26 protein-coding genes, 1 tRNA gene, 1 other RNA gene and 2 pseudogenes are annotated in these 25,741 nt (G+C 56.3%); 18 read left to right on the forward strand and 12 right to left on the reverse strand.

Features of this window, described 5'->3' with window-relative positions:
* The first annotated feature begins 90 nt into the window (after positions 1-90).
* The 5 genes and pseudogenes from J2S70_RS08275 (at position 91) to J2S70_RS08290 (ending at position 3,192) form a co-directional block, all read left to right on the forward strand.
* A complete protein-coding gene (locus J2S70_RS08275) occupies positions 91-507 on the forward strand; it encodes a GNAT family N-acetyltransferase (RefSeq protein ID WP_307683248.1) in 417 nt (138 codons plus the stop codon).
* Positions 508-669: 162 nt separating this feature from the next.
* Positions 670-819, forward strand: a pseudogene (locus J2S70_RS08915) (nucleotidyltransferase domain-containing protein); the annotation flags it as partial.
* 459 nt (positions 820-1,278) lie between these two features.
* On the forward strand, positions 1,279-2,409 hold the full coding sequence (locus J2S70_RS08280; RefSeq protein WP_307683249.1) for a PDDEXK family nuclease: 1,131 nt from the start codon (positions 1,279-1,281) through the stop codon (positions 2,407-2,409).
* 248 nt (positions 2,410-2,657) lie between these two features.
* Positions 2,658-3,023 (forward strand): annotated as a pseudogene (locus J2S70_RS08285) (epoxyalkane--coenzyme M transferase); the annotation flags it as partial.
* Between the two features lie 19 nt (positions 3,024-3,042).
* Entirely contained in the window at positions 3,043-3,192 is a 150-nt protein-coding gene (locus tag J2S70_RS08290) for a hypothetical protein (RefSeq protein WP_307683250.1), read from the forward strand.
* 87 nt (positions 3,193-3,279) lie between these two features.
* Here the strand turns inward: J2S70_RS08290 and aceE are convergent, their stop codons facing one another.
* Positions 3,280-6,036 (reverse strand): pyruvate dehydrogenase (acetyl-transferring), homodimeric type, encoded by a 2,757-nt coding sequence (aceE, locus tag J2S70_RS08295; RefSeq protein ID WP_307683251.1) that lies wholly within the window; start codon positions 6,034-6,036, stop codon positions 3,280-3,282.
* A 184-nt stretch (positions 6,037-6,220) separates the two neighbouring features.
* Here aceE and J2S70_RS08300 point away from each other — a divergent pair, with 184 nt between their 5' ends.
* Together J2S70_RS08300 and J2S70_RS08305 are read left to right on the forward strand one after the other, a co-directional pair.
* Positions 6,221-6,670 (forward strand): DUF3052 family protein, encoded by a 450-nt coding sequence (locus J2S70_RS08300; protein WP_407702641.1) that lies wholly within the window; start codon positions 6,221-6,223, stop codon positions 6,668-6,670.
* Between the two features lie 105 nt (positions 6,671-6,775).
* Positions 6,776-6,848 (forward strand) — tRNA-Val (locus J2S70_RS08305).
* A 208-nt stretch (positions 6,849-7,056) separates the two neighbouring features.
* Here the strand turns inward: J2S70_RS08305 and J2S70_RS08310 are convergent.
* Both J2S70_RS08310 and J2S70_RS08315 read right to left on the reverse strand, forming a co-directional pair.
* Positions 7,057-7,425, reverse strand: a complete 369-nt coding sequence (locus J2S70_RS08310; protein ID WP_307683252.1) for a fluoride efflux transporter FluC — start codon at positions 7,423-7,425, stop codon at positions 7,057-7,059.
* Positions 7,422-7,769 (reverse strand): fluoride efflux transporter FluC, encoded by a 348-nt coding sequence (locus J2S70_RS08315; protein ID WP_307683253.1) that lies wholly within the window; start codon positions 7,767-7,769, stop codon positions 7,422-7,424. The genes J2S70_RS08310 and J2S70_RS08315 overlap by 4 nt, the downstream gene beginning before the upstream one ends.
* Before the next feature lie 50 nt (positions 7,770-7,819).
* Here J2S70_RS08315 and J2S70_RS08320 point away from each other — a divergent pair, with 50 nt between their 5' ends.
* Both J2S70_RS08320 and J2S70_RS08325 read left to right on the forward strand, forming a co-directional pair.
* Positions 7,820-8,617: a Nif3-like dinuclear metal center hexameric protein gene (locus J2S70_RS08320; protein WP_307683254.1), complete on the forward strand. Its 798-nt coding sequence runs from the start codon at positions 7,820-7,822 to the stop codon at positions 8,615-8,617.
* 13 nt (positions 8,618-8,630) lie between these two features.
* Positions 8,631-9,365: a zinc ribbon domain-containing protein gene (locus J2S70_RS08325; protein WP_307683255.1), complete on the forward strand. Its 735-nt coding sequence runs from the start codon at positions 8,631-8,633 to the stop codon at positions 9,363-9,365.
* 39 nt (positions 9,366-9,404) lie between these two features.
* Here J2S70_RS08325 and J2S70_RS08330 read toward each other — a convergent pair whose 3' ends face one another.
* Positions 9,405-10,181 carry a YaaA family protein gene (locus J2S70_RS08330; RefSeq protein ID WP_307683256.1) on the reverse strand — a complete coding sequence of 259 codons (777 nt, stop codon included), beginning with the start codon at positions 10,179-10,181 and terminating at the stop codon, positions 9,405-9,407.
* Positions 10,182-10,228: 47 nt separating this feature from the next.
* On the opposite strand from J2S70_RS08330, the gene rnpB reads away from it, so the two are divergent.
* Positions 10,229-10,569: RNase P RNA component class A (gene rnpB, locus J2S70_RS08335), an RNA gene on the forward strand.
* Positions 10,570-10,692: 123 nt separating this feature from the next.
* Here rnpB and ppgK read toward each other — a convergent pair.
* Together ppgK and map are read right to left on the reverse strand one after the other, a co-directional pair.
* The gene (gene ppgK, locus J2S70_RS08340) at positions 10,693-11,460 is read right to left on the reverse strand and encodes a polyphosphate--glucose phosphotransferase (RefSeq protein ID WP_307683257.1); all 768 of its coding nucleotides are present in this window, start codon (positions 11,458-11,460) and stop codon (positions 10,693-10,695) included.
* 27 nt (positions 11,461-11,487) lie between these two features.
* Complete coding sequence (map, locus tag J2S70_RS08345; protein ID WP_307683258.1) at positions 11,488-12,396, reverse strand: type I methionyl aminopeptidase; 909 nt, start codon at positions 12,394-12,396, stop codon at positions 11,488-11,490.
* Positions 12,397-12,476: 80 nt separating this feature from the next.
* Here map and J2S70_RS08350 point away from each other — a divergent pair, with 80 nt between their 5' ends.
* The 5 genes from J2S70_RS08350 (at position 12,477) to J2S70_RS08370 (ending at position 16,851) form a co-directional block, all read left to right on the forward strand.
* Positions 12,477-12,740, forward strand: a complete 264-nt coding sequence (locus tag J2S70_RS08350; RefSeq protein ID WP_307683259.1) for a hypothetical protein — start codon at positions 12,477-12,479, stop codon at positions 12,738-12,740.
* Positions 12,741-12,742: 2 nt separating this feature from the next.
* Positions 12,743-13,360 (forward strand): histidine phosphatase family protein, encoded by a 618-nt coding sequence (locus tag J2S70_RS08355; RefSeq protein ID WP_307683260.1) that lies wholly within the window; start codon positions 12,743-12,745, stop codon positions 13,358-13,360.
* 104 nt (positions 13,361-13,464) lie between these two features.
* Positions 13,465-15,033 carry a xylulokinase gene (locus J2S70_RS08360; protein WP_307683261.1) on the forward strand — a complete coding sequence of 523 codons (1,569 nt, stop codon included), beginning with the start codon at positions 13,465-13,467 and terminating at the stop codon, positions 15,031-15,033.
* Between the two features lie 7 nt (positions 15,034-15,040).
* Positions 15,041-16,081: an NAD(P)H-dependent glycerol-3-phosphate dehydrogenase gene (locus J2S70_RS08365; RefSeq protein ID WP_307683262.1), complete on the forward strand. Its 1,041-nt coding sequence runs from the start codon at positions 15,041-15,043 to the stop codon at positions 16,079-16,081.
* A gap of 8 nt (positions 16,082-16,089) precedes the next feature.
* Positions 16,090-16,851, forward strand: coding sequence for a DeoR/GlpR family DNA-binding transcription regulator (locus J2S70_RS08370; RefSeq protein WP_307683263.1), 762 nt, complete (start codon positions 16,090-16,092; stop codon positions 16,849-16,851).
* Between the two features lie 15 nt (positions 16,852-16,866).
* Here J2S70_RS08370 and J2S70_RS08375 read toward each other — a convergent pair whose 3' ends face one another.
* Positions 16,867-17,565, reverse strand: coding sequence for a DUF4191 domain-containing protein (locus J2S70_RS08375; RefSeq protein ID WP_307683264.1), 699 nt, complete (start codon positions 17,563-17,565; stop codon positions 16,867-16,869).
* A 69-nt stretch (positions 17,566-17,634) separates the two neighbouring features.
* Positions 17,635-18,840, reverse strand: a complete 1,206-nt coding sequence (locus J2S70_RS08380; RefSeq protein WP_307683265.1) for an MFS transporter — start codon at positions 18,838-18,840, stop codon at positions 17,635-17,637.
* Positions 18,841-18,960: 120 nt separating this feature from the next.
* Here J2S70_RS08380 and J2S70_RS08385 point away from each other — a divergent pair, with 120 nt between their 5' ends.
* Positions 18,961-19,398 (forward strand): hypothetical protein, encoded by a 438-nt coding sequence (locus J2S70_RS08385; RefSeq protein ID WP_307683266.1) that lies wholly within the window; start codon positions 18,961-18,963, stop codon positions 19,396-19,398.
* Between the two features lie 67 nt (positions 19,399-19,465).
* Here the strand turns inward: J2S70_RS08385 and sucB are convergent, their stop codons facing one another.
* Both sucB and lpdA read right to left on the reverse strand, forming a co-directional pair.
* Positions 19,466-21,166 (reverse strand): 2-oxoglutarate dehydrogenase, E2 component, dihydrolipoamide succinyltransferase, encoded by a 1,701-nt coding sequence (gene sucB / locus J2S70_RS08390; RefSeq protein WP_307683267.1) that lies wholly within the window; start codon positions 21,164-21,166, stop codon positions 19,466-19,468.
* Between the two features lie 14 nt (positions 21,167-21,180).
* The gene (lpdA, locus tag J2S70_RS08395; protein WP_307683268.1) at positions 21,181-22,554 is read right to left on the reverse strand and encodes a dihydrolipoyl dehydrogenase; all 1,374 of its coding nucleotides are present in this window, start codon (positions 22,552-22,554) and stop codon (positions 21,181-21,183) included.
* A 145-nt stretch (positions 22,555-22,699) separates the two neighbouring features.
* Between lpdA and J2S70_RS08400 the strand changes: the two genes are divergently transcribed.
* Positions 22,700-23,023, forward strand: a complete 324-nt coding sequence (locus J2S70_RS08400) for an oxidoreductase (RefSeq protein ID WP_307683269.1) — start codon at positions 22,700-22,702, stop codon at positions 23,021-23,023.
* Positions 23,024-23,050: 27 nt separating this feature from the next.
* Here J2S70_RS08400 and J2S70_RS08405 read toward each other — a convergent pair whose 3' ends face one another.
* Positions 23,051-24,460, reverse strand: coding sequence for a leucyl aminopeptidase (locus J2S70_RS08405; protein WP_307683270.1), 1,410 nt, complete (start codon positions 24,458-24,460; stop codon positions 23,051-23,053).
* Positions 24,461-24,574: 114 nt separating this feature from the next.
* Between J2S70_RS08405 and J2S70_RS08410 the strand changes: the two genes are divergently transcribed.
* On the forward strand, positions 24,575-25,015 hold the full coding sequence (locus J2S70_RS08410; protein WP_307683271.1) for a hypothetical protein: 441 nt from the start codon (positions 24,575-24,577) through the stop codon (positions 25,013-25,015).
* Positions 25,016-25,030: 15 nt separating this feature from the next.
* On the opposite strand, the gene J2S70_RS08415 is transcribed toward J2S70_RS08410, so the two are convergent.
* Positions 25,031-25,717 (reverse strand): DUF3043 domain-containing protein, encoded by a 687-nt coding sequence (locus J2S70_RS08415; protein ID WP_307683272.1) that lies wholly within the window; start codon positions 25,715-25,717, stop codon positions 25,031-25,033.
* Positions 25,718-25,741 lie beyond the last annotated feature (24 nt).

Below are 25,741 nucleotides of genomic sequence, written 5' to 3' on the forward strand. Positions count from 1 at the left end.
CCGATCTTAGGAAAAATCGGAGAAAAGGGCCCGAGAGATCCCTCAAATGTCCGCTGGTTGTTTACTTGATAAATCAACTAGGATCGCGACATGAGTATTAGCTATGCTAATGTGGTTCCAGCCGGTGACGATGTGCGCAATCTGTACAATTCAGTTGGTTGGAGCGCATACACTAACGACCTTCCTTCGTTGATGAGTGGCCTCGAGAACTCGACACGTGTGGTCACCGCGTGGGATGATGAACAACTCGTTGGTTTGGCGCGCGTCATCTCTGACCGAGCTACCATTGCCTACCTCCAGGACATTCTCGTGGATCCGGAATATCAGCGCAGGGGTGTTGGCCGCGAGTTGCTTCATCAAGCGCTTGAACCATTCAACGTCCGTCAAACTGTGCTACTCACCGATGCCGAACCTGGCCAGCGAGCGTTTTACGAATCGGTTGGCTTTACGGAGGTTCGTGATGTTGAACCCGACGGGCTTCGTGCCTTCGTTTTGCTGGCAAGTTAAGAACAAGGGAAAGTGGGCCACCAAGATAGTGATTTCGTTGCGTAATCGCGCGCGGACGACGATATTGAATGTGAGCCTGTGAATCTGGGCTTAAGGGTCCAGCTATCATTTCGATATGACTCTTTTAGCCGACCTTGACCGCGTGGCAATCGCCGATGCTGCGCGAAAGACGGCGTCATGGAGCTGAGCGTCTTTGGGTCAGCTTTGACGGGCGCGCATAACGAGTCCAGTGACTTTGACTTTCTCGTCGATTTTTCCCAAACCGTAATGATATTTTCGCGGACTATGTATCAGTCCGAGATGAGCATATGACTATAACGCGTCGCAATGTCGACCTCGTTGTGAAGCGCGCGATTCAGAATCCATACTTCCGTAAGGAAGCACTAGCTCAGGCGGAGCGACTGTATGTTGCCGAGGTCTAAAGCGCAGGTCCGTCGTATCTTCCCGGATTCTGTCTATGGAGGATCCAGTTATGCCCACGAGTTTCCACTTCCGCGTGCCCTTCGAACGGCCTCGATGAGCTGACGTTCCATGGCGGATCAGACGCAAAATGCGTTATTGAGGAGAAGAACGGCTTTGGGATTCAGTTCGTTGTCGGGACTGGGGTCGTAATTTTCGAAGTGGGCGGCAAGTTCGTTCGCGTGGGTTAGAACGTCATCTTTGGTCAAGCCTTTTTGAAATCTGACGCGGTAAGCACCGGTTCATCCATGATGAAAAATTCCCTTGTTAAGCGTCTTGAGTTTATACCTTGAGTTCTGTTGAATTAGATTCATGGTTAAGCTTATCCACGTTCAAGGGAGAAGCGCTATGCCTCTTAAGCCATCGTCCATGATGACGCACGGACTTACCGAACCACAGCATCTCGAGCAATGGATCATAGCTAATATCGAGGTTATCGACGACTCCCTTAAAATTGTTACCACTCAATACAACAAATGGGAATCTGAAGAGGAGAGAGCTCAAGACCGTCTTGACATCCTCGCTATTTCGACGAGCGGGGAACTCGTCGTTATTGAGCTAAAGCGCAGTCAAGACAAGAAAGTACTATTGCAAGGGCTTAATTATGCAGCGATGACGTCGACCTTTACAAAGGAAAAGCTCGCAGAAGCGCATGCGGATTGGCAGAACAAAACTCGATTTTCAGACGAAAGTCAATCCAACACGACCAGTCCTGATGAAGCTCTCAAAGAACTCGAGGATCACGTTGAAGAGGAATGGACGGAAGAACTGTTCAAACTTCCGCGCATTATTCTTGTCGCCGAAACGTTTCCGGCACAAGTTTTGACAACCGCAATGTGGCTCGCTGATGTGGCACCAGATATCGTTATTGAATGTCATGAATACACCATTTTCGAAGCGTTCGCCGAACCTGGAACCAACAGCCTGCCTAGCCCTCAAATGTTTGAGAGAACAAACGCGCATCAACCTCTTGTTGCGGCTTTCCGCAGGCTATATCCTGTGGTGGACCCAGAAAGGCACCGGCTTCGCGCTACCGGCTCAGAATCGGTCGGGAATGCGCGGCGAGAGATTGATGACCGAAAACGCAGAGCTAAATCTGTCCAAATCATTAGCGACAATGAGCTGATTCCGCTGGGGGCATCAATTGAGTTGGACCTCTCCGTGCGGCTTAAGCCTGAGATGTCCGAGAAAGTGAAAAAATGGCTTGAAACCAAGCCGGAACGAAACAAATTTACTTGGAAGCAAAACACCAACAAGCCATTATATTGGGAATGGGAACCCGAGAACGAGTGGACTCCAACAAGTCTCCGTAACGCTGTATTCGAGCAGGCAGGCGTTGAGCCGCCGTCGGGTTCCGCGCTCGACATGTGGAAATATGACGGAACAACTCTTTACTGGGTGGCTGAAAATTTTTTGTCTCATGGTTCAGACGCGGGGGCGTAGTATGTTCAACGCTGGTGTCGTTATTCTTCAGTATTTCTAATATGTTGAATGTGTTGCTGAATTGTTATTTTAGCGAGTGAGCTATTGGATATCGTGAAACCTCATGCCTCGACACAGTCCAAGACAAATGCGAGATTCCGGTGACTTCCGTTAGCTCGCCGTTTGCGCGGGCATTATACTGAACCGCGGCAACCGTCGTCGTTCAAAGGAACCCACGCATGGCGAACACAATTTAAACCACACACGTCGGCTCTCTGCCGCGCCCTGCAGAACTCATCAAGGACAACATCGCCCTGCAAAAGGGAGAGATGGGCCGAGCGGAGTTCGACGAGCATCTCCAAGAACACATCGACGGCGTGGTTTCGCGCCAGTTCGATGCGGGTATCGACATCGTCAACGACGGCGAATTCGGCAAGCCCGTCACCGAAGAAATTGAGCCGACTGCGTGGGTGTACTACGCGTGGCACCGTTTCGACGGTCTTGGATTTGCCGAGCACGAGAACGGCATTATGCCCAACCCCAATGAGGTACCCGGGAAATACGACGAACCGGAGCTCACCACTTATGCCAACCGTCGCGACTATTCGGCTTTCAAAGACGCCATACTTAGCTGATCCTTATCATGCGGGCATCATGGCTGCACTCGACAATCCCACCGCGCCGGCGATCATTAAGGAAGTCACCTACACCGGCCAAGATGCGGTGAAGGCCGACGTCGAAGAGCTGGCTAAGGCTCTGAAACGTGCAGGTGCGCGTCTCGCTGAGGAGTACATGGGCCTGTAATTTTACAACGGCCCGCCGCCGGGCATAAAAATGGGGGTGCCCGCAGGCACCCCCATTTGCACTAGTCAGCCAACTGGCTCGCAGTCGCTACACGGCAGGCTCATTCGGATTGGCAACGCCATCCTCGCCCTGTTCGCGATCCAGAAGGCCATACTTCGCAATCGCCTCGCCAACCTTCGAACGGTCGATCTCACCGCGATCAGCCAAAGCCTGCAAGGCACGCACAACCATCGACGCGGAATCGATCCTGAAGTAGCGGCGTGCGGAAGCGCGCGTATCCGCGATACCCCAGCCATTGGCACCGAGCACGTAGTAGTCGGTCGGAACCCATGGGCGGATCGCGTCCTGGACCTGCTTTTCAAAGTCCGAAGTCGCAATCACAGGGCCGGCTTCACCTTCGAGCTTCTGCGTCAAGTAAGTCTTACGCGGCTCCTTATCCGGGTTGAGGTAGTTGAACTCGTCAACCTCGAGCCCGTCCTTACGTAGCTCATGCCACGAGGTCACCGACCACACGCCAGCGGAAACGCCCCAGTCATCACGCAACATCTCGCGAGCCTCGCGTGCCCACGGCACACCAACACCGGAAGCAAACAGCTGAACCGTCGGGCCATCACCCTCCGGATGCTCTACTCGGTAGATGCCCTTCAAGATGCCATCCACATCCACGTTCTCCGGCTCGGCCGGCTGGTGGATCGGCTCGTTGTAGATCGTGATGTAGTACATGACGTTCTGGTCACGCCCATCCGAACCATCGCCGTACATCCGCACAATGCCATCGCGGATAATATGGCGAAGTTCGTACGCATAGGCCGGATCGTACTGCACAATCGCCGGGTTCGTCGAGGCAAGCACGTGGCTGTGACCGTCCATGTGCTGTAGGCCTTCACCCGTCAGCGTGGTGCGCCCCGCCGTCGCGCCCATAATGAACCCACGCGCTAACTGATCACCCGCATGCCAGAACTGATCGCCCGTACGCTGGAATCCGAACATCGAGTAGAAAATGTAGACCGGAACCATCGGCAAACCGTGCGTCGCATACGAAGTTCCGACGGCGGTGAACGCAGCGTTCGAACCCGCCTCGGTAATACCCGTGTGCATGATCTGGCCCTTCTCCGACTCCTTGTAGTTCAGGAGAAGATCCGAATCCACCGCCGTGTAATTCTGGCCGTGAACATTGAAAATCTTGGCCGTCGGGAAAATCGAATCAAGACCAAAGGTACGCGCCTCATCAGGAATAATCGGCACAATGCGGTAGCCAAAGTCCTTATCGCGCAACAGATCCTTGAGCAGGCGCACGAACGCCATCGTGGTCGCGACCTTCTGCTTGCCGGAGCCACCCTTAAGCACATCCCAATTCTTCTCAGCCGGCAAGGCCACGCCCTGCTCAACGACGCGTCGCTCGGGCAGGTAACCGCCGAGCTTACGCCGCTGCTCGTGCATGTACTCAAGCGCCGGATTCTTCGGCGACGGCTTAAAGTAAGGAGCCTCATACGGATCTTCAAGCTGGTCATCAGAAATGTCCAACTCGAGCGTATCGCGGAGCAGCTTCAAATCATCCGAATTCAGTTTCTTCATCTGATGGGTTGAATTGCGGCCGGCAAAATTTGAACCAAGCGCATAACCCTTAATCGTGTGGGCAATAATCACAGTGGGCTGGCCCTTGTGCTCGGTTGCAGCCTTGTAAGCCGCATACACCTTGCGGTAATCGTGGCCACCACGCTTCAGGCTCCAAATCTTCTCATCCGACCAATCGGCAACCATCGCCTTGGTGCGCGGATCGCGGCCGAAGAAGTGCTCGCGCACGTATGCGCCGTCGTTAGCCTTGAACGTCTGGTAATCACCATCGACCGTCTCGTTCATCAGGTTCACAAGAGCGCGATCCTTATCGGCCTGTAACAGCTCATCCCATTCGCGGCCCCACACGACCTTGATCACATTCCAGCCGGCACCCTTGAACGAGGCCTCCAGCTCTTGAATGATCTTGCCGTTACCGCGAACCGGACCATCCAAACGCTGCAGGTTCGCGTTGATCACGAACGTCAGGTTGTCCAGATTCTGGCCGGCCGCAAGATGCAAAACGCCGCGCGACTCAACCTCGTCCATCTCGCCGTCGCCAATAAACGCCCACACGCGCTGTTGCGAGGTATCCTTCAAACCACGCTCGTGCAGGTAGCGGTTGTACCACGCCTGGTAGATCGCCGAAATTGGGCCAAGACCAAGCGAAACCGTCGGGAACTCCCAAAAATCAGGCATCTGACGCGGATGCGGATACGAGGGCAGACCACGCCCACCCGAGCGGCGCGAAGCCTGCTGACGGAATGAATCAAGATCTGCCTCGGTCAAGCGACCCTCAAGGAAAGCACGCGCATAGTTACCGGGGGAGGAGTGCCCCTGGAACAGCACTTGATCGCCACCGCCCGGCGCATTCTTGCCCCGAAAGAAATGATTGAAACCAACCTCGTACAACGTGGCCTGCGCGGCATACGAAGAAATATGACCGCCCACCGCAATATCCGGATCCTGCTGACGAGTCACCATCACCGCTGCATTCCAGCGGGTCCACCGGCGAATCTCTTTCTCGAGATTCTCATCGCCCGGATAGTAGGGCTCATCGTCGATGCCGATTGTGTTCACATAGGGCGTGACGATATTCGGCGGGATCGTAATCCCGCGCCGCCGAGCATGATTTTGCATCGCCTGAAGAAGATAACGAGTGCGTGGAGCACCCTGGCTTTCGATGAGACCTTCAATCGATTCAATCCATTCCTCGGTTTCTTCCGGGTTGATGTCAGGAACCTGGCTAAGCAAGCCGTTGATAAGCGGCCTAATTGGCTGTTGACTCACGATTACTCCTCTGTAAGTTCGTCTGCGCGATGGTTGCACATCACGCGATGGTATCTAGATTACCGGTTTAGGCCCTAAGACCCCACTGGTATTTAGCAAGCGAGATGGGATAACTCTCACGAAGCGTAATTTAGGCCGCTTAAGCCCCGGCATCTCGCGCCGTACCGCGAAGTTACGTATTATCGTGAAAGTAGCCAAAACCGGCTGCTATATGATCACGCGAAAGGTGGCGGATGTGTCCCGGCAAACGGGTAAAGATTTCGGCTTCGAAACTGGCCAACTGATACAGGAGTTTGGTTACGACGACGACGTCGATATGGAACTGCGCTCGCAGATAGAACAAATCACGGGCGAGCAGCTCGAAGACGAGGATTACCGAGGCGCCGCCGATGGGGCGATTGCGTGGTGGCGGAGCGACGATGGCGATACCGATGATCTCGCTGATTTCCTCGTGGACTGCCGGGCGGGATTCTCGGATGACGAGGCCTATATTTGGCTGATGGTTCCAGATCCGCGCCAGGAGTTCGCCGTCCCCATGGAAGATGTTAATGAGGCAGCGAGCACTGCTGGCCTCGTGGTAACCACCACCCGTTTTCTGCCAATTGGATGGACGGCCTTTCAGGTCATGAGCTAACGGCTACCCTCGGCTAGGTGCTTTGGGTGCTTGCTGAGTGTGGTCCAGCGCCCATTACACTCCGTAAATTTTCCATCTGAGCATTTCGCGGTTATGATATTCCGCGGACCCTTAGCTCAGTTGGTAGAGCAACGCGTTTACACCGCGTGTGTCATCGGTTCGAGTCCGGTAGGGTCCACTCTTTTGCTCTCACCCTCGAGAATCCCTCAATTCCGTAAAATCTCCCAGTTTTGCGTTGGTGTATCAGGCAAGGCGTGAAAAAACTATGACAATTAGGCCCTCACATCGACGCTCGCATGAAAATCCCGGGATTTTGCAGGAGAAATTCACGCTAATCCTGATGCCTTCGGACAAACCAGTCAGAAACTAGGCTAGGTGTTCGGGCCTTAGCGAGAAAGCACAGTCCCGATCGCCATCCCAACCGCAGCGCTGAGCAAACATCCGGCGAGCATCGCAAGCGAGTAGGTTCCGCCATTCAAAGCCTCATCAGTTCGTCCAATCTTCATCGCATCGAGCGAGGCAGTTGAAAACGTTGTGAATCCACCGCAAAAGCCCGCACCCAAAGCATGGTAGATAAGCGGCTCTTCGGCCGAGCCGCCGGAATGAAAGATCGCCACAATTACCCCGAGCGCGAAAGACCCGAGCACGTTCACAACCATCGTGCCCCACGGCTTGGGGGTTGCCCGGTCAACGCCATAGCGCGCAGCGGCGCCAATTCCGCCACCGATTGCAACAGCAATAACATCCATCATCATCGCTCACCACCAATAGTCCTGACCAAATGCAGGCCAAAGGCGGCGGCTACGATTCCCACAACGACGGTCAACACCGCGTAGGCGAGCCCGGTCAAAATAGAATCCGACATCAGCGACAGCGCGTCCACGGCAAACGCGCTGTAGGTGGTGAAGCCGCCGAGCACGCCGGTGCCAACGAACAGCCGTACCCGCCCCGCGGTTGTCGCCGCAATTATTCCCAACAGAAAAGCGCCCGCAATATTGATCAGGAAAGTAACAGCCGGCGGATTATTTGATCCCGCAACCAACACGAAGCGCACGCTTGCACCGAGCGCACCACCAAGCGCCACCAGTAAACCATTCATACACTCAAGCCTAATCGCGCAAGCGCCCACAGCTCCGGTAGGCTTGGCCTATGAGCACTGTTGCCGACGTCGTCCGCGTTTTGAATGAACATTTTCCGCCTTCCCTTGCCGAGGATTGGGACCGGGTAGGGCTCGTGGCCGGTGATCCAGCCGATGAGGTTACCAAGGTTGGTTTCGCGGTTGATCCATGCGAAGCGGTGGTCGATGAAGCGCTTGAGCGCGGTGCACAGATGCTCATTACACACCATCCGTTATATTTACGCGGCACGTCCACCGTTGCTGCGGACACACCTAAAGGCGCGTGGATCCACAAGCTCATTCGCGGGGGAGTAGCGCTCTTCGCAGCTCACACCAACGCCGATTCGGCAGCCAACGGTTCGGCAGTGGCACTTGCTGAATTGCTCGGCCTCACCAACACCCGTCCGATCGCGCCGAACGACGACGATCCTAGGCTTGGTCTTGGCCGCGTCGGTGAACTTGAATTCACGATGACGGTGCGCGAGGTCGCCGAACGTTTGAAGGCTATGCTTCCCGAAACGCCGGCCGGCATCACGATCGGGGGAGACCCCAACAAAATAGTCAAAACCGTTGCCGTCTCACCGGGATCCGGCGATTCTTTCCTCGCCGCCGCAAATGCGTCGGGTGCAGACGTCTATATCACGGCAGACCTGCGCCACCACCCGGCAACCGACCACCTGTGGGCGGGCGGCTGCGCGCTCATCGGCGCAACGCATTTTGCGTCTGAGTGGCCGGTACTGCCAAAGCTGCGCGACGCCGTCGCCGGTGACCTCGGCCTTGAAACTTATATTTCCACGGTCATTACCGATCCGTGGGTCGAACGAATTTAGGGGGGGGGACCAAATGGCACGCGCACCTCGTGAGGATCAACTGCAACTGCTCGATGTTGCCGAATTTGACGCCCAGCTTGCCCGTCTGCGCGCGGACAACGAACAGCATCCGCTGCGGGCCGAAGTGGGCGAATACATGAATTTGGTTGCCGCCAAAGCCTTCGAGCTTACGAACGCCAAAACCGCGCTCGAAAAAGCCAATAAAGCATTGGAGGAAACCTCCGAACGGGCCGATGAGATTTCGCAGACTATTAAGGAAAAGCAGACACGGCTCAACGCTGGCACAGGCATGGACTCGCGTGAACTGATGACCCTGCAAAGTGAAATTGAAACGAACCAGCAAATGCTGGACGGCGTTTTTGAAGAAGAATTCGAGAACCTTGAAGAGGTCGAACGCTGGGAAGAAGAAGTGGCCGGCCTTGAGGCAGAGCAAAAGCTCCTCAACGAGAAAATTGTAACCGGACGCTCGGATCTCGAGGCAGCGATCGAGGAGATCGAGCGCGAAGCCGGCGATATTCGTGCCCAGCGCGACGCGCTTTATGAGCCGCTCGCGCCAACGCTCAAGAAGGAATACGAGCGTGCTCTCGGGCGCGGCGGCCTTTCCGTCATCGCACTCCACCGGAACGGTGAAACGTCCGGAGGCGTCCAGCTTTCACCCATCGAGGTGAACTACATCAAGAACGCCGATCCCGAAGAGATCCACATTTCCGACGACTACCAGTGCATCGTTGTACTCCTCGATGCCTGAGTTCTGTCGGATCTGTGCACGGCAAGCTCTCGGAGCGCTTTAGCCAAGATCTTCCACGAGTGTCAGCCGCGCCGGTTTGCGCCCCTCACTCGGATCGAGTTCGACGCCGGTAACCTCACCGGAGTCGATCAGCACTTCCGCGAATTCCAGCAGTTCTCCGGCGTCGCGGGGCGGATTCGGCTCGCGCACAAGAGCGCCGGCAAGCAGACCGCGATAGTACTTGGCAGAGTGCGAAACCACGGAACGTTTTCCGGCCTTGATCCGCGCCGCGCCCACGGTCACGTGATCTGCCGACGACGCCGGCATCCACACCTGGTATTCCGAGGACCGGCAATCCACCACGAGCTCGTTCTCTCCGCCGGGAACGCCCTCCAGCTCCTTCTTCCAAGTGCTACCCACATTGCCGAGCCTCGGCAGTTTCGTGTTCATCGACAGCCGGTAGTTCGGAATCAGATCGGAAGGCCCCGTATACCCAAATACGCCCGAAAAAATCCGTACCGCCCGATCAGCCCTCGCCGCAGCCGCCTCATCAAGCTCACCAAAACGCGCCGCCTCAAACAGCACGCCGGTATAAACCTCAAAGGCCGGAGCACACGGTTGCTCATAAAAATCAATCTGTGCGCGGATCTCCGGCTCAATCGACGTGCCCACCTTAAGAATCTTCAGCGCATCTGCGCTTGCCGAAACCTCTTGCAACTCGGCGATAATTTGCTCGCGCAAGCCGCTATGCTCCGAACCGGTAAGCGAGGCGAGGTCGAGCTCGGGCCCGGATTCCGGCGTCGTTTTCCCTGCCGAAGGCGGCAACAAAATGAGCATAAATATCCTTTCACGAGGCTGGGCGGGTGCAGGTACAATCGTATCTTGCAGTTGGCCGGGCGGCCGCGTGGCAGCACGAGGAACGTCCGGGCTCCACAGGGAAACGGTGGTGGGTAACGCCCACTCGGAGTGATCCGCAGGCCAGTGCCACAGAAAGCAAACCGCCGGCACATGCCGGTAAGGGTGAAAGGGTGAGGTAAGAGCTCACCGCGGGCCAGGTGACTGGGCCGGCACGGTAAACCCCACCGGGAGCAAAACCGAGCAGCGCGCCAAGAGATCCCGCTCGCGCGCGGGTTGGTTGCTTGAGCCCACCGGTAACGATGGGCCTAGATGGATGGTCGCCACCGCGTTTGCGGCACAGAACCCGGCGTATAGGCCAACTGCACCGGCCCGCTTGGCACACTTGCCAGGCGGGCCTTTCGATTCGCCCAGACGCGAGGAGTTTTGGTCAAACACGAGGGTTATTTCCCCTCGCACATGGGTAAAGGTCCTCGCGTTTGGCTTATGGGGCCTAGGCCAGCATCTGCTTGGCATACAGCGCCGAGCCCACGATCCCCGCCGAATTGAGCAGATCTGCTGGCACGATCGGCGCATTCGTATCAATCAACGGCAAGAATTTCTTGTGCTTCTTCGACACCCCGCCGCCCACAATGAATAGATCGGGGGAGAACAGCATGTCGATGTGGCTAAACACCTTTTGCAGCCGCTGCGCCCACTCTTCAAAGCTCAGTCCCTCGCGTTCAAATACCGACGACGCCGCAAAATGCTCGGCTTCCATACCGTTATCCAACAGCAGGTGGCCGAGCTCAGAATTCGGAACAAGTACGCCATCGGATACGAGGGCCGAGCCAATCCCCGTGCCCAGCGTCAGCATAATGATCGTGCCCTTTTGCCCATTCGCAGCGCCGTAATACACTTCGGCATAACCGGCGGCGTCGGCGTCGTTCATCACGGTTACCGGGCGTTTGAGCTGCCGCGAAATGATGCGCGCCGGGAACTGGCCCTCCCACTCTTTGGATAGGTTCGCCATGAACGGCACCTGCCCGCGCACAATCGGCGCCGGGAACGACACGCCCACCGGCACCTCTTCGGGAAGATCGAAATGGTCAACGATCTTCCGAATGATCTTCGCAATCTCTTTTGGCTCCGCGTCTTCCGGGGTTGGCACGCGATAGCGCTCGTCAAGGAATTGCCCAGTCTTGAGATCAACCGGTGCGCCCTTGATGCCAGAGCCACCGACGTCCACTCCGATCGCCACTTTGCGATATTTCTTTTTCACTGTGCCTGCCTTTTCACTGTGCCACCTTTAGCTTTGCGGGATTGCCGGCGTCGTCTGCCCCTTGGAGGGAAGCGTAAGGATCTCCGCGCCGTCGTCGGTCACGACGATCGTATGCTCAAATTGCGCTGTGCGGCCGCGATCCTTGGTGAGCACGGTCCAATCGTCGTCCCACTGCCACCAATCGATCTCGCCGAGCGTAAGCATAGGCTCAATCGTGAACACCATGCCCGGCTCGATCAGCTCGTTATATCGTGGCGCCGCATCAAAATGCGGGATGATCAGCCCCGAATGGAATGCTTCGCCCACTCCGTGCCCGGTGAAATCCTCAACCACGCCATAGTTGAAACGCTTGGCATAGCTTTCAATTACCCGGCCGATCACGTTGATTTCCCGACCCGGTTTTACCGCTTTAATGCCGCGCATCATCGCGGTATAGGTGCGTTCACACAGGAGTTTCGATTCCTCATCGACTTCGCCCACGTAGAACATTGCATTGGTGTCGCCGTGCACGCCGTCGATATAGGCCGTGACGTCGATGTTCACGATATCGCCCTCTTCGAGCGGCCGGTCGTCCGGAATCCCGTGGCAAATCACCTCGTTAATCGACGTGCAAATAGATTTCGGAAAGCCCATATAACCAAGGCACGAGGGGTAGGCCCCTTGAGCCACAATGTAGTCGTGGGCGATCCGGTCCAGTTCGTCAGTGGTGATTCCAGGTTTGATGGCCGCCCCCGCGAGGTAGAGCGCATCGGCCGCGATTGTTCCCGCTCGGCGAATTTTCTCGATAGTTTCCGGAGACTTCACCTCGGAAGCGGTCACCACCTCGGGCCCGTCGTGAAACATGTATTCCGGGCGTTCGATGTGATCCGGAACGGCCAACCTGGGCGAAACTGTGCCTTGCTGTAAATTTCCGAGTGGAGCGCGATCTGCTTGCATAGCGATAAGCTTAGCAAGAGTGCTCCTGCCGTCTAGTAGCGGTCGAGCAGGGCGGGCCACGGCTGCAGAAGAAGGAAGAAATGTATTGGTACAACATGAAAACGGGCGAGGTGGCCGAATCCAGTGAGCCACCTTTCGATGCCTCGGTAAGAATGGGCCCCTACACCAGCGAACTTGCGGCGAAAAATGCGTATCTGGCGGCTGCCGTTCGCAACGTGGAAGCTGATATCGAGGAAGAGGAATGGCAGGCTGCCCAAGAAGACGATTTCGATCGCGAGCAACGCGAATGGGAAGAAGCCTGGAATAACGACGACTGGGATGATCAATCCCCGAGCAAGGAGTAACTGTGCGACTCGTTCTTGTCCGCCACGGGCAAACTTACAAAAACGCCTCCCACACCATCGATACGGTGCATCCCGGCGCGGTACTTACGGAAGAGGGCTGGACGCAAGCGAACGACGTCGTCGCCCAACTACTCGAGTATGAGCCGGGAACCATCTGGGCCTCCAACCTCACGCGCACACAGCAAACCGCCACCCCGCTCGCCACGCGCCTCGGTTTGGACGTCAACGTTCACGAGGGTTTCCGCGAAATCGAGGCCGGCGATTTTGAGGGTTGTACGGAGGAAGAGGATTACCGCGCCTATTCTGAGGTAATTTTTGGTTGGGCGCGCGGCGAGATGGACGTCCCGATGCCCGGCACCGAAGTGACCGGAGCGAGCGTGCTTGAGCGTTTCGACGACGCCGTACGCGCAGCCGAGCAAGAAGGTGCCAGTTGCGCGGTGGTTTTTGCGCACGGTGCGGTGATCTCGTATTGGGTTGGCATGCGTGGAGGAGTGATGGTGGACAAAGCGGACTTCGTGCCACTGGTCAACACGGGCGTCGTCGTGTTCGACGGCTCGCTAGACGAGGGTTACCAGCTCAAATCCTGGATGCATATCGAGTTCGATCCTGATGATGGTTAAGACCAAAGCACATAATTAACTATATTTGAGTGTAAATCCTCAATATTCCTGTTACATTTGTTAATACCCGCCTTGGGTGTCCAATTCAATGAGGAATGAGGAAAATGACCACTTTAAATCACGACGGTCCGCTCGTCATCGCGCTGGACTCATCTACGACGTCAACGAAGGCAATTGTCGTTGACACTTCTGGCAATATCGGCCACATTGCAAAACGCAACATTCAACTCCATACCCCGGCGATGGACTTTTATGAGCACACGCCTGAAGCGTGGTGGGAAACATCTCGAGACACGATTTCGGAGGTCATCTCCAAACTTAGCTCCCAAGAACGTAAACGAATTGCTGCCTTTGGACTAACGCACCAGCGAGAGACCTTTGCACCCTTTGATGAAAACGGTAAATCGATCCGCAATGGAATTCTCTGGCTGGATTCCCGCGCTGCTGACCAAATCTCAAAATATGGAAACGCCCATGTGCACGAACTTTCTGGCAAACCCGCAGGCGTCACGCCGGGTATCTACAAGATGGCTTGGGTGAAAGAAAACGAGCCCGAATCATTTGAAAAGGCACACAAGATCGTCGATGTTCTTGCGTATATTACATACAATCTCACCGGTCGTTGGGCATCCTCCGAAGCAGCTGCAGATTCGCTCGGCTTACTCAACATTACCGAACGCGATTACGCAGATGAGCTTCTCGAGATCGCAGGCGTGCGTAGAGAACAGATGGCAGATCTTGTACCACCCACCGAAGAGATCGCACCACTCAAAGACGAACTTGCCGACGAATGGGGCCTCAAGAGGGGAATTCCGATCGTTGCAGGCTTGGGCGATGGGCAAGCTGCAGGTATTGGTGCCGCAGCCGTCACCCCTGAAATCGGTTACTTGAACCTCGGCACAGCAGTCAATGCCGGAGTCGAATCACCACATTACAAATTCGACCCCGTTTTCCGAACCCACGTTTCCGGAATTCCCGGAAACTATGTGTACGAGGTTTTACAATCTTCAGGATCTTACCTAGCCGGATGGTTCCGTGAATCACTCGGTGATCCGAAGCTTTTAGGCGAACCAGATCCAGCCCTTGAACACGATGCTGCGCAGATTCCGCCCGGTTCAGAGGGTCTAATCACACTGCCGTATTGGAACGCTGTTCAATCCCCACACTGGGATGCTTTGGCGCGCGGCGCAGTCGTTGGGTGGCGCGGGACTCACTCCCGAGCTCACATGTACCGTTCGATTCTAGAATCCATCGGTTTTGAAATGAGGCACAACCTCGACTCACTCGAAGCTGGAACTGGTGTAAAACTCCAAGGGCTACGTGGAATGGGTGGTGGAACCCGTTCACCGCTATGGCGCCAAATTATGGCAGATGCAACTGGTCTTCCGATAACCATCGCGCTACAAGACGAGGTCTCCGCCTTGGGTGCCGCAGTCTTGGCTATGGCACACACAGGTGCCTTCGGATCCAACGACGTCGCCACCGCAGCAAACGAGATGGCACAACTGGGTGAAACCATCGAGCCCAATATGGAACTTCACGAACAGTACCGAGAGGTTGCCGCGATACAGTGCAAACTCTATCCGCAGCTCAAAGAGATATTCGGGGAACTACACGAGCTCAGTTCACGTTATCCCTCGACCCGTCCACAATCACCCAAGGAAGAAGTGTGATCTTAAGATGACGAAAGTAACCGTACTCGGAGCCGGAGCTATGGGGTCCGCGATTTGTAATCCGCTCGTCAAAGCGGGCTGGGATGTGCACTTATGGGGCACATGGCTCGACGACCACCTTATTGACGCGATCGATGCTGGCGAGCCACATCCGCGCACAGGTGCGATCATCTCCCCGCAGGTGACCACGTATCGTAGCGCTGATCTTGAAAAGGCACTCGAAGGTGCACACGTGGTGATTCTCGCGGTCGCATCCGTGGGCGTACCCAAGATAACCGAAATGGCGCTCAATGGTATGTCTGCGGCAGAGTCTGTGTGGTTAACTTCGAAGGGGTTCAATCCTGATTCCGAAGGTACGATCGAACTTTTGCCCACCACGCTGCGCAGGATTGCTAGCAACGCAGGTAAGTCATTGCCGCACATCGTCGCGGTGGCTGGTCCTGTTAAGGCAAACGAATGCGCAAATGGCGAGCCAACGGCCACCATTTTCGGGTGTCGAGATCTTTCCGTGGCGCAAAAGTACGCCCAGCAGGCCTCAACCGAGCACTACCGAATTGAAGTAACCGACGATGAAGCGGGTGTCGAAATCTGTGCACCAATGAAAAACGTATACGCAATATCGCTAGGTATTGCTGACGGTTTGGAAGAAGCATCAGGAAATCCGCACCACAACCTCAAGGCTGCAACGTTTACCCAAGCGGTTAAAGAAATGTCCGTGCTCGGGCAGGCAATGGGTGCCAAACCCGAAACTGCCTTCGGACTCGCGGGCGTTGGCGACCTTGAAGTAACCGGGCTATCTGGCCGCAATAAGGTGTACGGGTTGCGCCTTGGACGAGGTGAAGCGCCAGATGATGCGCTTGCAGAAATGGAGCGAATGGAACAAACTGTTGAAGGTGTTCCTGCTGCACGTTACGCAAAGGAGCTGGTGAAGCAACTCGAAATCACCGAGGAACAGGTACCACTGTTTTTTGCTATCGATAGAATCCTTGCAGGTGGGATAGAAGATGTGAAGGAAGAAATAGCTCAAGCTGTTCTTCCGCGACCTTAGGAGGCACAGTGGTTTCCCCTGCGGATAGACGTCAACAAATTGTGGCAACCCTCGTTAAATACGGTGAAAACACAGTTGAGGAGCTTGCACGAGAGCTGGACGTCTCATCGATGACGATTTATCGGGACGTGGCCGAACTGGAAGCTGCAAGCTTAGTCACACGGCGCAGGGGAATGATACGAGCGGCGGACTCTTCACTCGTAGAGTCCGCCGCCGCCATCCGAATTTCAAGCAACGAGGAGGTCAAAGATACGCTCGCTGCCGGCGTCGTCCAATATCTGCGGCCTGGGTTATCAGTTTGCCTCGACGATTCGACAACCAATTTGTCACTTCTTACGCATTTAGAAAATATGCAGCCGATAACCGTCATTACGAATGCGGAGTTCATCGCCAAAGAGGTCCGCGCTCAACGGGATACCGAGCTCATTCTCACTGGCGGCACGTACGAAACCTGGGCTGATGCCTATTCCGGTTTGATCACGGAATCAACGATTGCATCTGTGCGTGCGGACGTGTGCGTGATGTCAGCGACGGCCGTGGATCTCCATCACCACTACCACCCCTCGCAGTCCATCTCCCGCGTCAAGCGTGCCATGCTCGCATCATCACGCTTTAGTATTCTCGCGATTGACGCTTCCAAGCTAGAGCGATCAGCACTGTTCAAGGTCGGAGACCTCAAAGAATTCGATGTGATTGTTGCGGACTCCAGACTGCCAGACGACTACATCGCTCAGTTACAAGAGAACGGACACCATGTCGACCTTGCTTGAGCCCCGGCGAGTCCGTTAGCGCCCGCGCATAGCCCTGCGATCAGGGCGGGCGTTGAACGGATCGATACCCTTCGGGATCGGCAGGGCGTTTGTTGGAATCGCTTTCATGCGAGCCGAAACCGCCGCGACCTCGTCATGGCTCATAACCTTCGGCAAGCGTTTAATGTGTTTTTCGAGCTTCATCAGCGGAATCTGATCGTCGTCGTTTCCAGCCTTCACAACCTGGATCGGTGCCGACGGCGCAACACGCTTAATCGCCTTCCGCTCGTCGTTAAGAAGCCGGTTCACCCGCCCGGTGGGACCTTCGGTGATCAGCACGATCCCCGGGCGCCCAATTGCCCGATACACCATATCCTGTGTGCGTGCATTAAAACGTACCGGCTCCTGTTCGATCACCCAGCCGCGCTTAATATTCGACAGCACCGCACCCACGGCGCCGGGCATCCCATCGATCTGCGCAAACGAGGCACGTTTGACCAGCTGAACAAGCACGATTAACGCTAGCGTGATACCCATCATCAGGCCAATAAGAACCCAAATGATCCACTGTTTCGTGGTGGCGCCACCGATAACACCAATCGCGATACCAAGTAGGAAGGCACAAAGAATCGCCCACGGCGCCCACGAATACGTTTCCTTAGACACCCGATAGGCATCGCCGAGATAGCTATACCACCGCTTTTTCTTGGGCTTGTTCTTCTTGTCCCTGGCCATCGCACTTCCTCGTCTAGTTCATCCACGCTCGAGTTTAGTAGATGAAGGTTACTAGCTCAAAGAATGCGCCTAGCGCGCGGCGAATGCCCGCTGATCGGCTCGGCCCGCTGTGGCAGCAACGACGGCGATTCCCAGCCCGCACAGCGCGGCGGCAAAGAATCCGAAGTCAATATTCGATTCGAGAATGTTCCCGATCAGTGCACTGGCAGCAGCAACGCCCAACACGTTCGCAGAGACGATAGCCGTGTTTGCCACGCCGTCGCCACCCTTGGGCGCCCACTTACCCGCAAGTGTAAAGATCGACACGCCAATTGGGCCAATGAAAATACCGGCGAAAAACACCAGGGCGGCCAGCGTGATGCCGGACGTCGCCAGCGAACAAGCCGCTGCACCAATGAGCAGCCCGAGCCCACCAACAAAAATACGCGCTACGAACGTGAACCGAGCGGGCAACGCGACGGCGATCAGAGCCGTGATCGCAGCGCCCAATCCCATGAATGCGTAAATCAACCCGCCTAGGCCCTCTAGGCCGTTGCTTTCCGCGAAGGCAGTGACGGTGGTTTGCATCGCGCCAAAGAACATTCCCATGAACACCATGGAAAGTAATGGGGTACGAGTATGGCGAAGAATCGTGCCAAACGACGGGCTGGGCGAGCCGTCGTCGTTGATTGACGGGCCGCGTGCGTGCTTGGAGAGCGCGAAGGGAATCACGCACGTGCCAACAATGATGGCCGCAAGAATCATAGGAGCAGCGGGGGAGAGGGCCGCGGCGATAATGCCAACGGCTGCGGGGCCGAGCACGAAAACCAGTTCGTCATTAACAGTCTCCCACGACATCGCTGCTGGAAGCTGCTTGCGCGAAGCTATGGGATACCAGCGCACACGGGCTAGCGGGCCGATCGGGCACGTGGTGATACCAACGGCTGCGGCGTTGGCCACAAGTGATGCGGTAGCTGGTTGGCGTGGTGCCAGCCAGACAAGTAAAAGAATGAAGAAAACATTGAGCGGCGCGATGAGCAGCAACGGCGTGCGCTGGCCAAAACGATCTGTCAGCCTGCCGATCAACACGTTGCCGATACCGTTGGCGATTGCGAATCCTGCCGAACAGTAGGCGGCTACTGCCACCGAGCCGGTCGATGCAACGATGAGTGTGAGCACTCCGATGATGATCATTGCGGTTGGCAGGCGCCCGAAGAAGGAAATGACGAGGTAGGGATAGCCCACCAACTGAGGCAATTCGCGGTATCCCGAAAACGCCGAGCTAAAACTACTCAATGTCATCCATTCTCTTGTGCAACATGCCAATCTTAGTCCGCTCGAGCGTGTCTAGCCGAGTTAGCGCTGTGGATAAAGATCACGGTAGAGCGAGCCGTGTGGTGAGCTAGGGGCATGTACGTGCGCGAACTTTCTCGATGGTTAGCTGTGTGTGCCTTGTTTGCCACACTCATTGGTGCCGGTTTCGGGCTTGCCCAAACGACGACGGATTGGCTCGCCTACGCTCAAACGCGCGTGGATTCGCGCAATGCGGCGATGACGAGCGGGACGTGGGAAGAACTTGCAGCTTTGACAGTTCCGGATTCACCCGCGCGGCGAGCCGATGAGGAACTGTGGACGTGGCTCGAGACGGAGGGTGCGAGTGTGGACACGATTGTTACTCAGGTTCATAGTGCCGAGCTGATCGACCGCCACGGGCCCGTGCTTGAAGTACGGTCGGTACAGGTTGGAGCGCACGTCTCGACCAGTGAGAGCAACAATTCGGCTACCCCGATTTGCCGCCGATGGCACATGCGTGACGGACTTTTGCTCGATATTCTGCCGTGCCCTGTGCCGTAAGCGCTGCAGCGGCCCCTAGATGGAAATCTAGGGGCCGCTGCAGCGCTTACGTTAGAGCTCTGTTCTTCTAGAGCACGTCTGGGAAGTCACCCTCTTCGAGGCGGATCTTCACATCGCGCAAGTAACGCGAGGCATCTGCGCCGTCGACGATCCGGTGATCGTACGAGATCGACAGGATGCACTTGTTGCGAATAGCAATCACATCGTTGCCGTCCTGATCCTTGATCACACCCGGTGCCTTGTAGATCATGCCCGTGCCAAGAATGGCCACGTTTGGCTGGTTAATGATCGGCGTATCAGCGATCGCACCGGCAGAACCGGTGTTCGTGATCGTGAACGTCGAACCACCAAGCTCATCGGGCTTGATCTTGCCGTCACGCGTACGTGCCGCCAGATCAACGATTGCCTTCGAAATACCCGCGATGTTCAGATCGCCAGCATTCTTAATCACCGGAACGAACAGGCCGCGATCGGTATCTACCGCGATGCCGATGTTTTCAACATCGTGGTAGACGATCTCGTTGTCTTCAACGGAGGAATTGATGATCGGGTGGGCCTTGAGCGCCTCGGTTGCGGCCTGGACGAAGAACGGCAAGAACGTGAGGTTTACGCCTTCGCGTGCAGCAAATCCTGCCTTCGCCTTCGCACGCAAGTTCCAAATCCGGGTGACATCCACCTCCATAAACGTGGTCAGCTGAGCCGATGTCTCGAGCGATTCCACCATGTGCTTGGCGATCGCACGGCGAACACCCGTCATCTTCTGACGGGTACCGCGCAGCGAAGCAACTTCCTTCGCCTTCTCGGCAATCTGCGCCTTCGCCGTACCCTGCGAAGCAGGAGCTGCTGGAGCCTGCGCTGCCGGCTGAGCAGGTGCGGCCTGCGCCTGCTTTGCAGCCTCAGCTGCGGCCTCAACATCTTGGCGGCGGATTCGCCCACCGACGCCCGAGCCCTCAACTGAATCAAGGTCAACACCAAGATCCTTTGCAAGCTTACGAATAATCGGGGTCACGTAAGCAGACTTGCCGCCCTCCGGAGCTGCTGACTTCGGTGCTTCGGGAGCTGCCTGCTCCTGAGCGGGTTTAGCTGGCGCAGGCTCAGCCTTCGGCTCTTCAGCCTGTGGCGCAGGAGCCGCGGGTTCTTCAGCCTTTGGCTCTTCTGCCGGTTCGCTCGCCGGTGCTTCGCCGCCGATGATGGCGAGAACGGTGCCAACGGCAACGGTCTCATCCTCGCCGACCTTAATTTCGGAAATCACGCCAGCAGCGGGGGCGGGAACCTCGGTATCAACCTTGTCAGTTGACACTTCAAGAATTGGTTCATCTTCCTCAACCTCGTCGCCGACTTCCTTCAGCCAGGTGGTCACGGTACCTTCATCTACCGATTCACCAAGCGCGGGCATCTTCACTTCGACGCCGCTACCGCCGCGACTTGCAGGCGTGCTCTCCTGCTCGGACGCTTCGGGCTGAGCTGCGGGTTCGGCCTCGGGCTCTGCTTCCTGATCTGCCAGTGAGTCGCCAGATCCACCGGCATTCGAGCCGTCTCCGATGTAACCAAGAATCGCACCGACTTCAACGGTCTCATCTTCGCCAACCTCGATCGATTCGAGTACGCCGGAAGCGGGGGAGGGAACTTCGGTGTCAACCTTGTCAGTTGACACTTCGAGGATGGGCTCGTCGATCTCGACTTCGTCGCCAACTTCTTTCAGCCACGTGGTGACGGTGCCCTCTTCAACGGATTCGCCCAGTGCGGGCATTTTAATGGGTTCAGACATAACTCAACGTCTCCTTAGTTGTTATGAAGCGGCGTGCCAGCAAGTGCAAGGATCGCCTCGCCAACGGCCTCGTTTTGCGTCGGATGGGCATGGACCAGATTCGCGAAGTCTTCCGGCACCGATTCCCAAGCAACCATGAGCATACCCTCACCAACCTGCTCGCCCATGCGAGCACCAATGGCGTGGAAGCCAACGATCGGTCCGTCCTTTTCACGCACGAGCTTAACGAAGCCCTGTGCGCCAAGCATCTGCGATTTTCCATTGCCCGCAAGGTTAAACATTGCTGTTTCAACGTTATCCTTACCGAACTTTTCTTCAGCCTTCTGCTGGCTCAGGCCAACCGAGGCAATCTCCGGATTCGAGAACGTCACCTTAGGAATCAGATCCTCGTCGATTTCCCGCGGGTTCATACCGGCAATTTCTTCGGCCACGAATGTGCCCTGCAAGTAGCCACGATGCGCAAGCTGGACCCCCGGAACGATGTCGCCAACCGCGTAAATGTTTCCAACACCGGTATGGAGGCGCTCGTTGGTAATCACGAATTCGCGATCGATCTTGATGCCTTGCTCTTCGTAACCTAGATTTGCCGTCGCAGCACCTCGGCCAATAGCGATCAGCAAGTATTCGGCATCGTACTGTTTGCCGTCTTGGGTGAAGACGTGCACGCCGTCGTCATCTTCCTCAACCCGGTCAAACATCATGTTCGTCTTGAAATTGATCTTTCGGCGCCGGAACTGACGCTCAAGCATCTTCGACACGTCCAGATCCTCATTCGGCACAAGATTCTTCATGCCTTCGATGATGGTGACCTCGGCGCCAAGCGACTTCCACACGGAAGCAAACTCGCACCCAATCACGCCACCACCAAGAACGATCACCGAACCCGGCACCTTATCCAGCTGGAGTGCTTTTTCGGAGGTGATCACGCGATCGGTGATCTTCTGGCCGATCGTCTTCGAATACGAACCCGTAGCAAGCACAATGTTCTTACCCTTGACCTGCTGGCCATTGACCTCGACGGTATCTTGCGCAACAAGGCGCCCGTAACCTTCATAAACATCGATCTTCCGCGATGCAATCAGGCCCGATAGCCCCTTGTGCATCTGAGCAACGACCCCGTCTTTGTAGCTGTTCAGCGCGCCCATATCGACGCCCTCAAACGAGCCCAGAATGCCAATCTTTTCCGAATCGCGCATCTCATCTGCAACCTCGGCGGCATGCAGGAGGGCCTTCGTTGGGATACAACCGCGATGCAAACACGTGCCGCCCAACTTATCGCCCTCAATGAGCGCAACCTTCATTCCGATCTGTGCCGAACGGAGTGCTGCCGCATACCCGCCAGAGCCCGCACCGAGAACGACTACGTCGTATTCCTGTGAATCAGTCACTTACCTCTCCCTCGAGATTTCGATGTGCTGGACGTTCCAGTTCCCTACAAGTGTAAGTATTCCACTTTGGCCCCCAATTTTCACGGCTGTCTGCCAACTCGTCCAATGGCTGAAATATCAAGGCCGTGAACGATACACTTTGGAAATGGGTTTATTCTCTCGGAAAAATAAAGGTGGCCCGCTTTCGCAGCGGCGCGCGCGAACAATCACGCTTAGTCATTTGCGCGAATTTGCAAGCACACGCGAAGGCGTGGCCGCCTACTACGAGCGAGAAACCTCGCGCGCGCCGAGCGCCATCGTGTTGGTAGCGATCGACGGGGAGTGGACCAGACGCAAAGTCCCCAGCTTCTCAGACGCACAAAACGTGGCCCAAGAGCTGGGGATCTCGCTGTTTGACGTGGCCGCTACCGGCTATCCTCGCGCCATGCGGGAATGGTCAGCGAGGAATCCGGGTTCGCAGACCCGCTAGGCACGGCCGATGCCAGCCAGCGCGCTTTTAATTCGTGGCTTCAAGCGCGCCAAGCATCGTGCGTAACATAACGCCCGTTGCTCCCTTAGGCGTGGCGCCGTAAGGCTTTGAACGGTTGAACGACGGCCCGGCGATGTCCAAGTGCACCCAGTTCGGCGCGTCCACAAATTCCTTCAAAAACAGGCCGGCGGTCAGCATTCCACCGAAGCGGCTACCGGAGTTTTGCAGATCGGCGACGTCGGAATCCAAAGATTCGCGCAGGTGCTGCGGCAACGGCATGTGCCACGCATCCTCACCCACCTTCTTCGCAATACCAGCAATCTCCTTGGCGTACTCGCAAGTGCCCATCACGCCGGTTGTACGCTCACCGAGTGCAACCATCTGCGCGCCGGTAAGAGTGGCGATATCGATAACCTTCTCCGGCTTTTCTTCGCACGCCAACAGCAAGCCGTCAGCCAGGACGAGCCGGCCTTCGGCGTCAGTGTTGTTGATTTCCACCGAGGTGCCGTTGCGGTAGACGATCACATCGTCCGGATGCCCAGCCTTACCTGACACCATGTTCTCTGCCAAGCACAGCCAACCAACAACCTTCTTCTTGAGGCCCAGGCGAGCGGCGGCGATCAAAGTGTTGAGCACGGTTGCGGCGCCCGCCATGTCGGTCTTCATCTCCGTCATCGCATTCGACGGCTTGAGCGAGTAACCGCCGGTATCGAACGTAATGCCCTTACCGACAAGCGCGATCGTCTCACCTTCGGCGCCTTCGGGATTCCACTCGATGCGGACCAAGCGCGGGCCATTGGCAGAGCCACGGCCAACCTGCAGATGGCCGTAAGCGCCGATCTCCTCAAGTTCTTTTTCCCGATACACCTTGACGTCAAGCCCAGCAGCAGACGCCTCGTCCTCAGCGATCTGCGCAAGAGTTTCTGGAACCAAATCGTTAGGTGCAAGGTTCACAAGATCACGAGTGCGATTAATTTGCTCCGCGATCACCTGGCCTCGATTCAACGCCTGCTCGTCGTCAGATGCCAAAATTAGCGTGCCAAGCGGTGCCTTCTTCGGCTCCTTGTACTCGGCAAACACATAGGCGCCGGTCAACGCACCTTCGGCGGCCTCGGCGACGTCGTCTACCTCACTTGCGAGCACGACTTCGCCAACTCCGGCAGCGGCACGCGCAAGATCGCCAACGGCGGCCCGCGTCGTCGTTTTCTCATCACGCAACACTGCGAATACGGCAAACTTCGGATCGGCGGGATTTACCAGGCGAACAACGCCTGTTTTGGGCGCATCGAGCGTAGCAAGCGCCGATTCAACGCCCTTGACGAACTCCGAATCAGTCACGAGGGTGTCAATGGAATAGGAATCGTCGTCTTTCCGCGCAAAAACTGCGAGGTTACGGCTGAGGTCTTGAGTAAATTCTGTGCTATTAATTTCAGTCATGTGCACAGTATAGAGCCGCTACCAGTTAAGGAGCGATTCCGCACAGTAGGCCGGGAACTAATACTAGCGTGGCGTGGTAACGTTTAGACTCTTGAACGTCGGAAGGAGTTGTCAGTGAGCGAAACCACATTGAGCGACACCCGCTCTCGTGCGCGTGGATGGCCGTTAGCGCTCATTGCTGCTTTATGCATCGGCGCGCTCGTCATCACGTGGCGGGCGGTTGTCGACGCAACTGACGCCTTCACTTCCGGCAATTACGGCGTTGGTGTGACGTCGGTGCTGGCCGCTGCCGCGTGGACTCTCGGATGCGTTGGTATCGTTCACAACGGCAGGCGCATGCGAATGGTTGCATTCGCGGCGTGGATCATCAACCTTTTTGGTGTGATCGTTGGGCTTATTGCACCCGACCTGTTCTCTCGGGAAAACCCGTGGTCTAACGGGGGAGCGACCTACTTTTACTTACCCACCCTCGGCGCGATGGTAGCGATGGTGTGGCTCGTATGGTCAAGGCCCGCCGCTGTAGCCGCCCGCCAGTTAGAAGAATCGCGCGAGTAACTCGATCAGTAACCGCTACTTTTCGGCCTTTTTGGCTGCGCGCTTGGCACGGCGGGCTTCCTTCAAATCTGTCCGGCTACCACCCTCGGGATATTCGCCTCTTTCGACCTGCGCGGAAGGCAGGCGCCAACGCCGCAAATAAAACGCGCGCCCAACCATTTGCAACATGAGCCCCTTGGGCGCCTCACCAAAGCGATAGGCAACCAGATCCTTCGCCTGCTTACCCGTGATGAACGCAACGAGAGCCATGAGGAAGAAAACCGCGTACATCACCCAAATGATCGGAATAATGACCTCGGGCCAGCGCGGCTGCAATAGCATGAGCGGCAAAATCAAAAGTGCAACGGGCATGAAGAACGCCGAAACTGGCCCTTTCGCATCCACGTAATCGCGGGCAAAAGCGCGCTCTGGCCCCCGATGCTGAACGGGCATTTCCCTCTGGTTACCCGTGCGCATGGCCTCCTGTTGCTTTTGATAAAGCTCGTTAGAACGCGCACGCTGTTCGGCTTTGAGTTGCCGCTTTTCCTCGCGTGTCATCGACTTTGCATCTGAGACTAGGGGCCGGCGCCGCGCTGCTTCGACATCGCGCCTACGCGGAGTGGGTGCACCCTTGGATGGGGTATACCCTTTGGGAGTCTTAGGTTTGGCCTGCTGATTTTCCGCTGGCGCAGATTCTTCCGGCTTCTTCTTCGATCCGAACACGCTATTCCTTTTAACTTAACGGCA

The sequence above is a fragment of the Trueperella bonasi genome (assembly GCF_030811535.1).
GTDB classification, from domain to species: Bacteria; Actinomycetota; Actinomycetes; order Actinomycetales; family Actinomycetaceae; genus Trueperella; species Trueperella bonasi.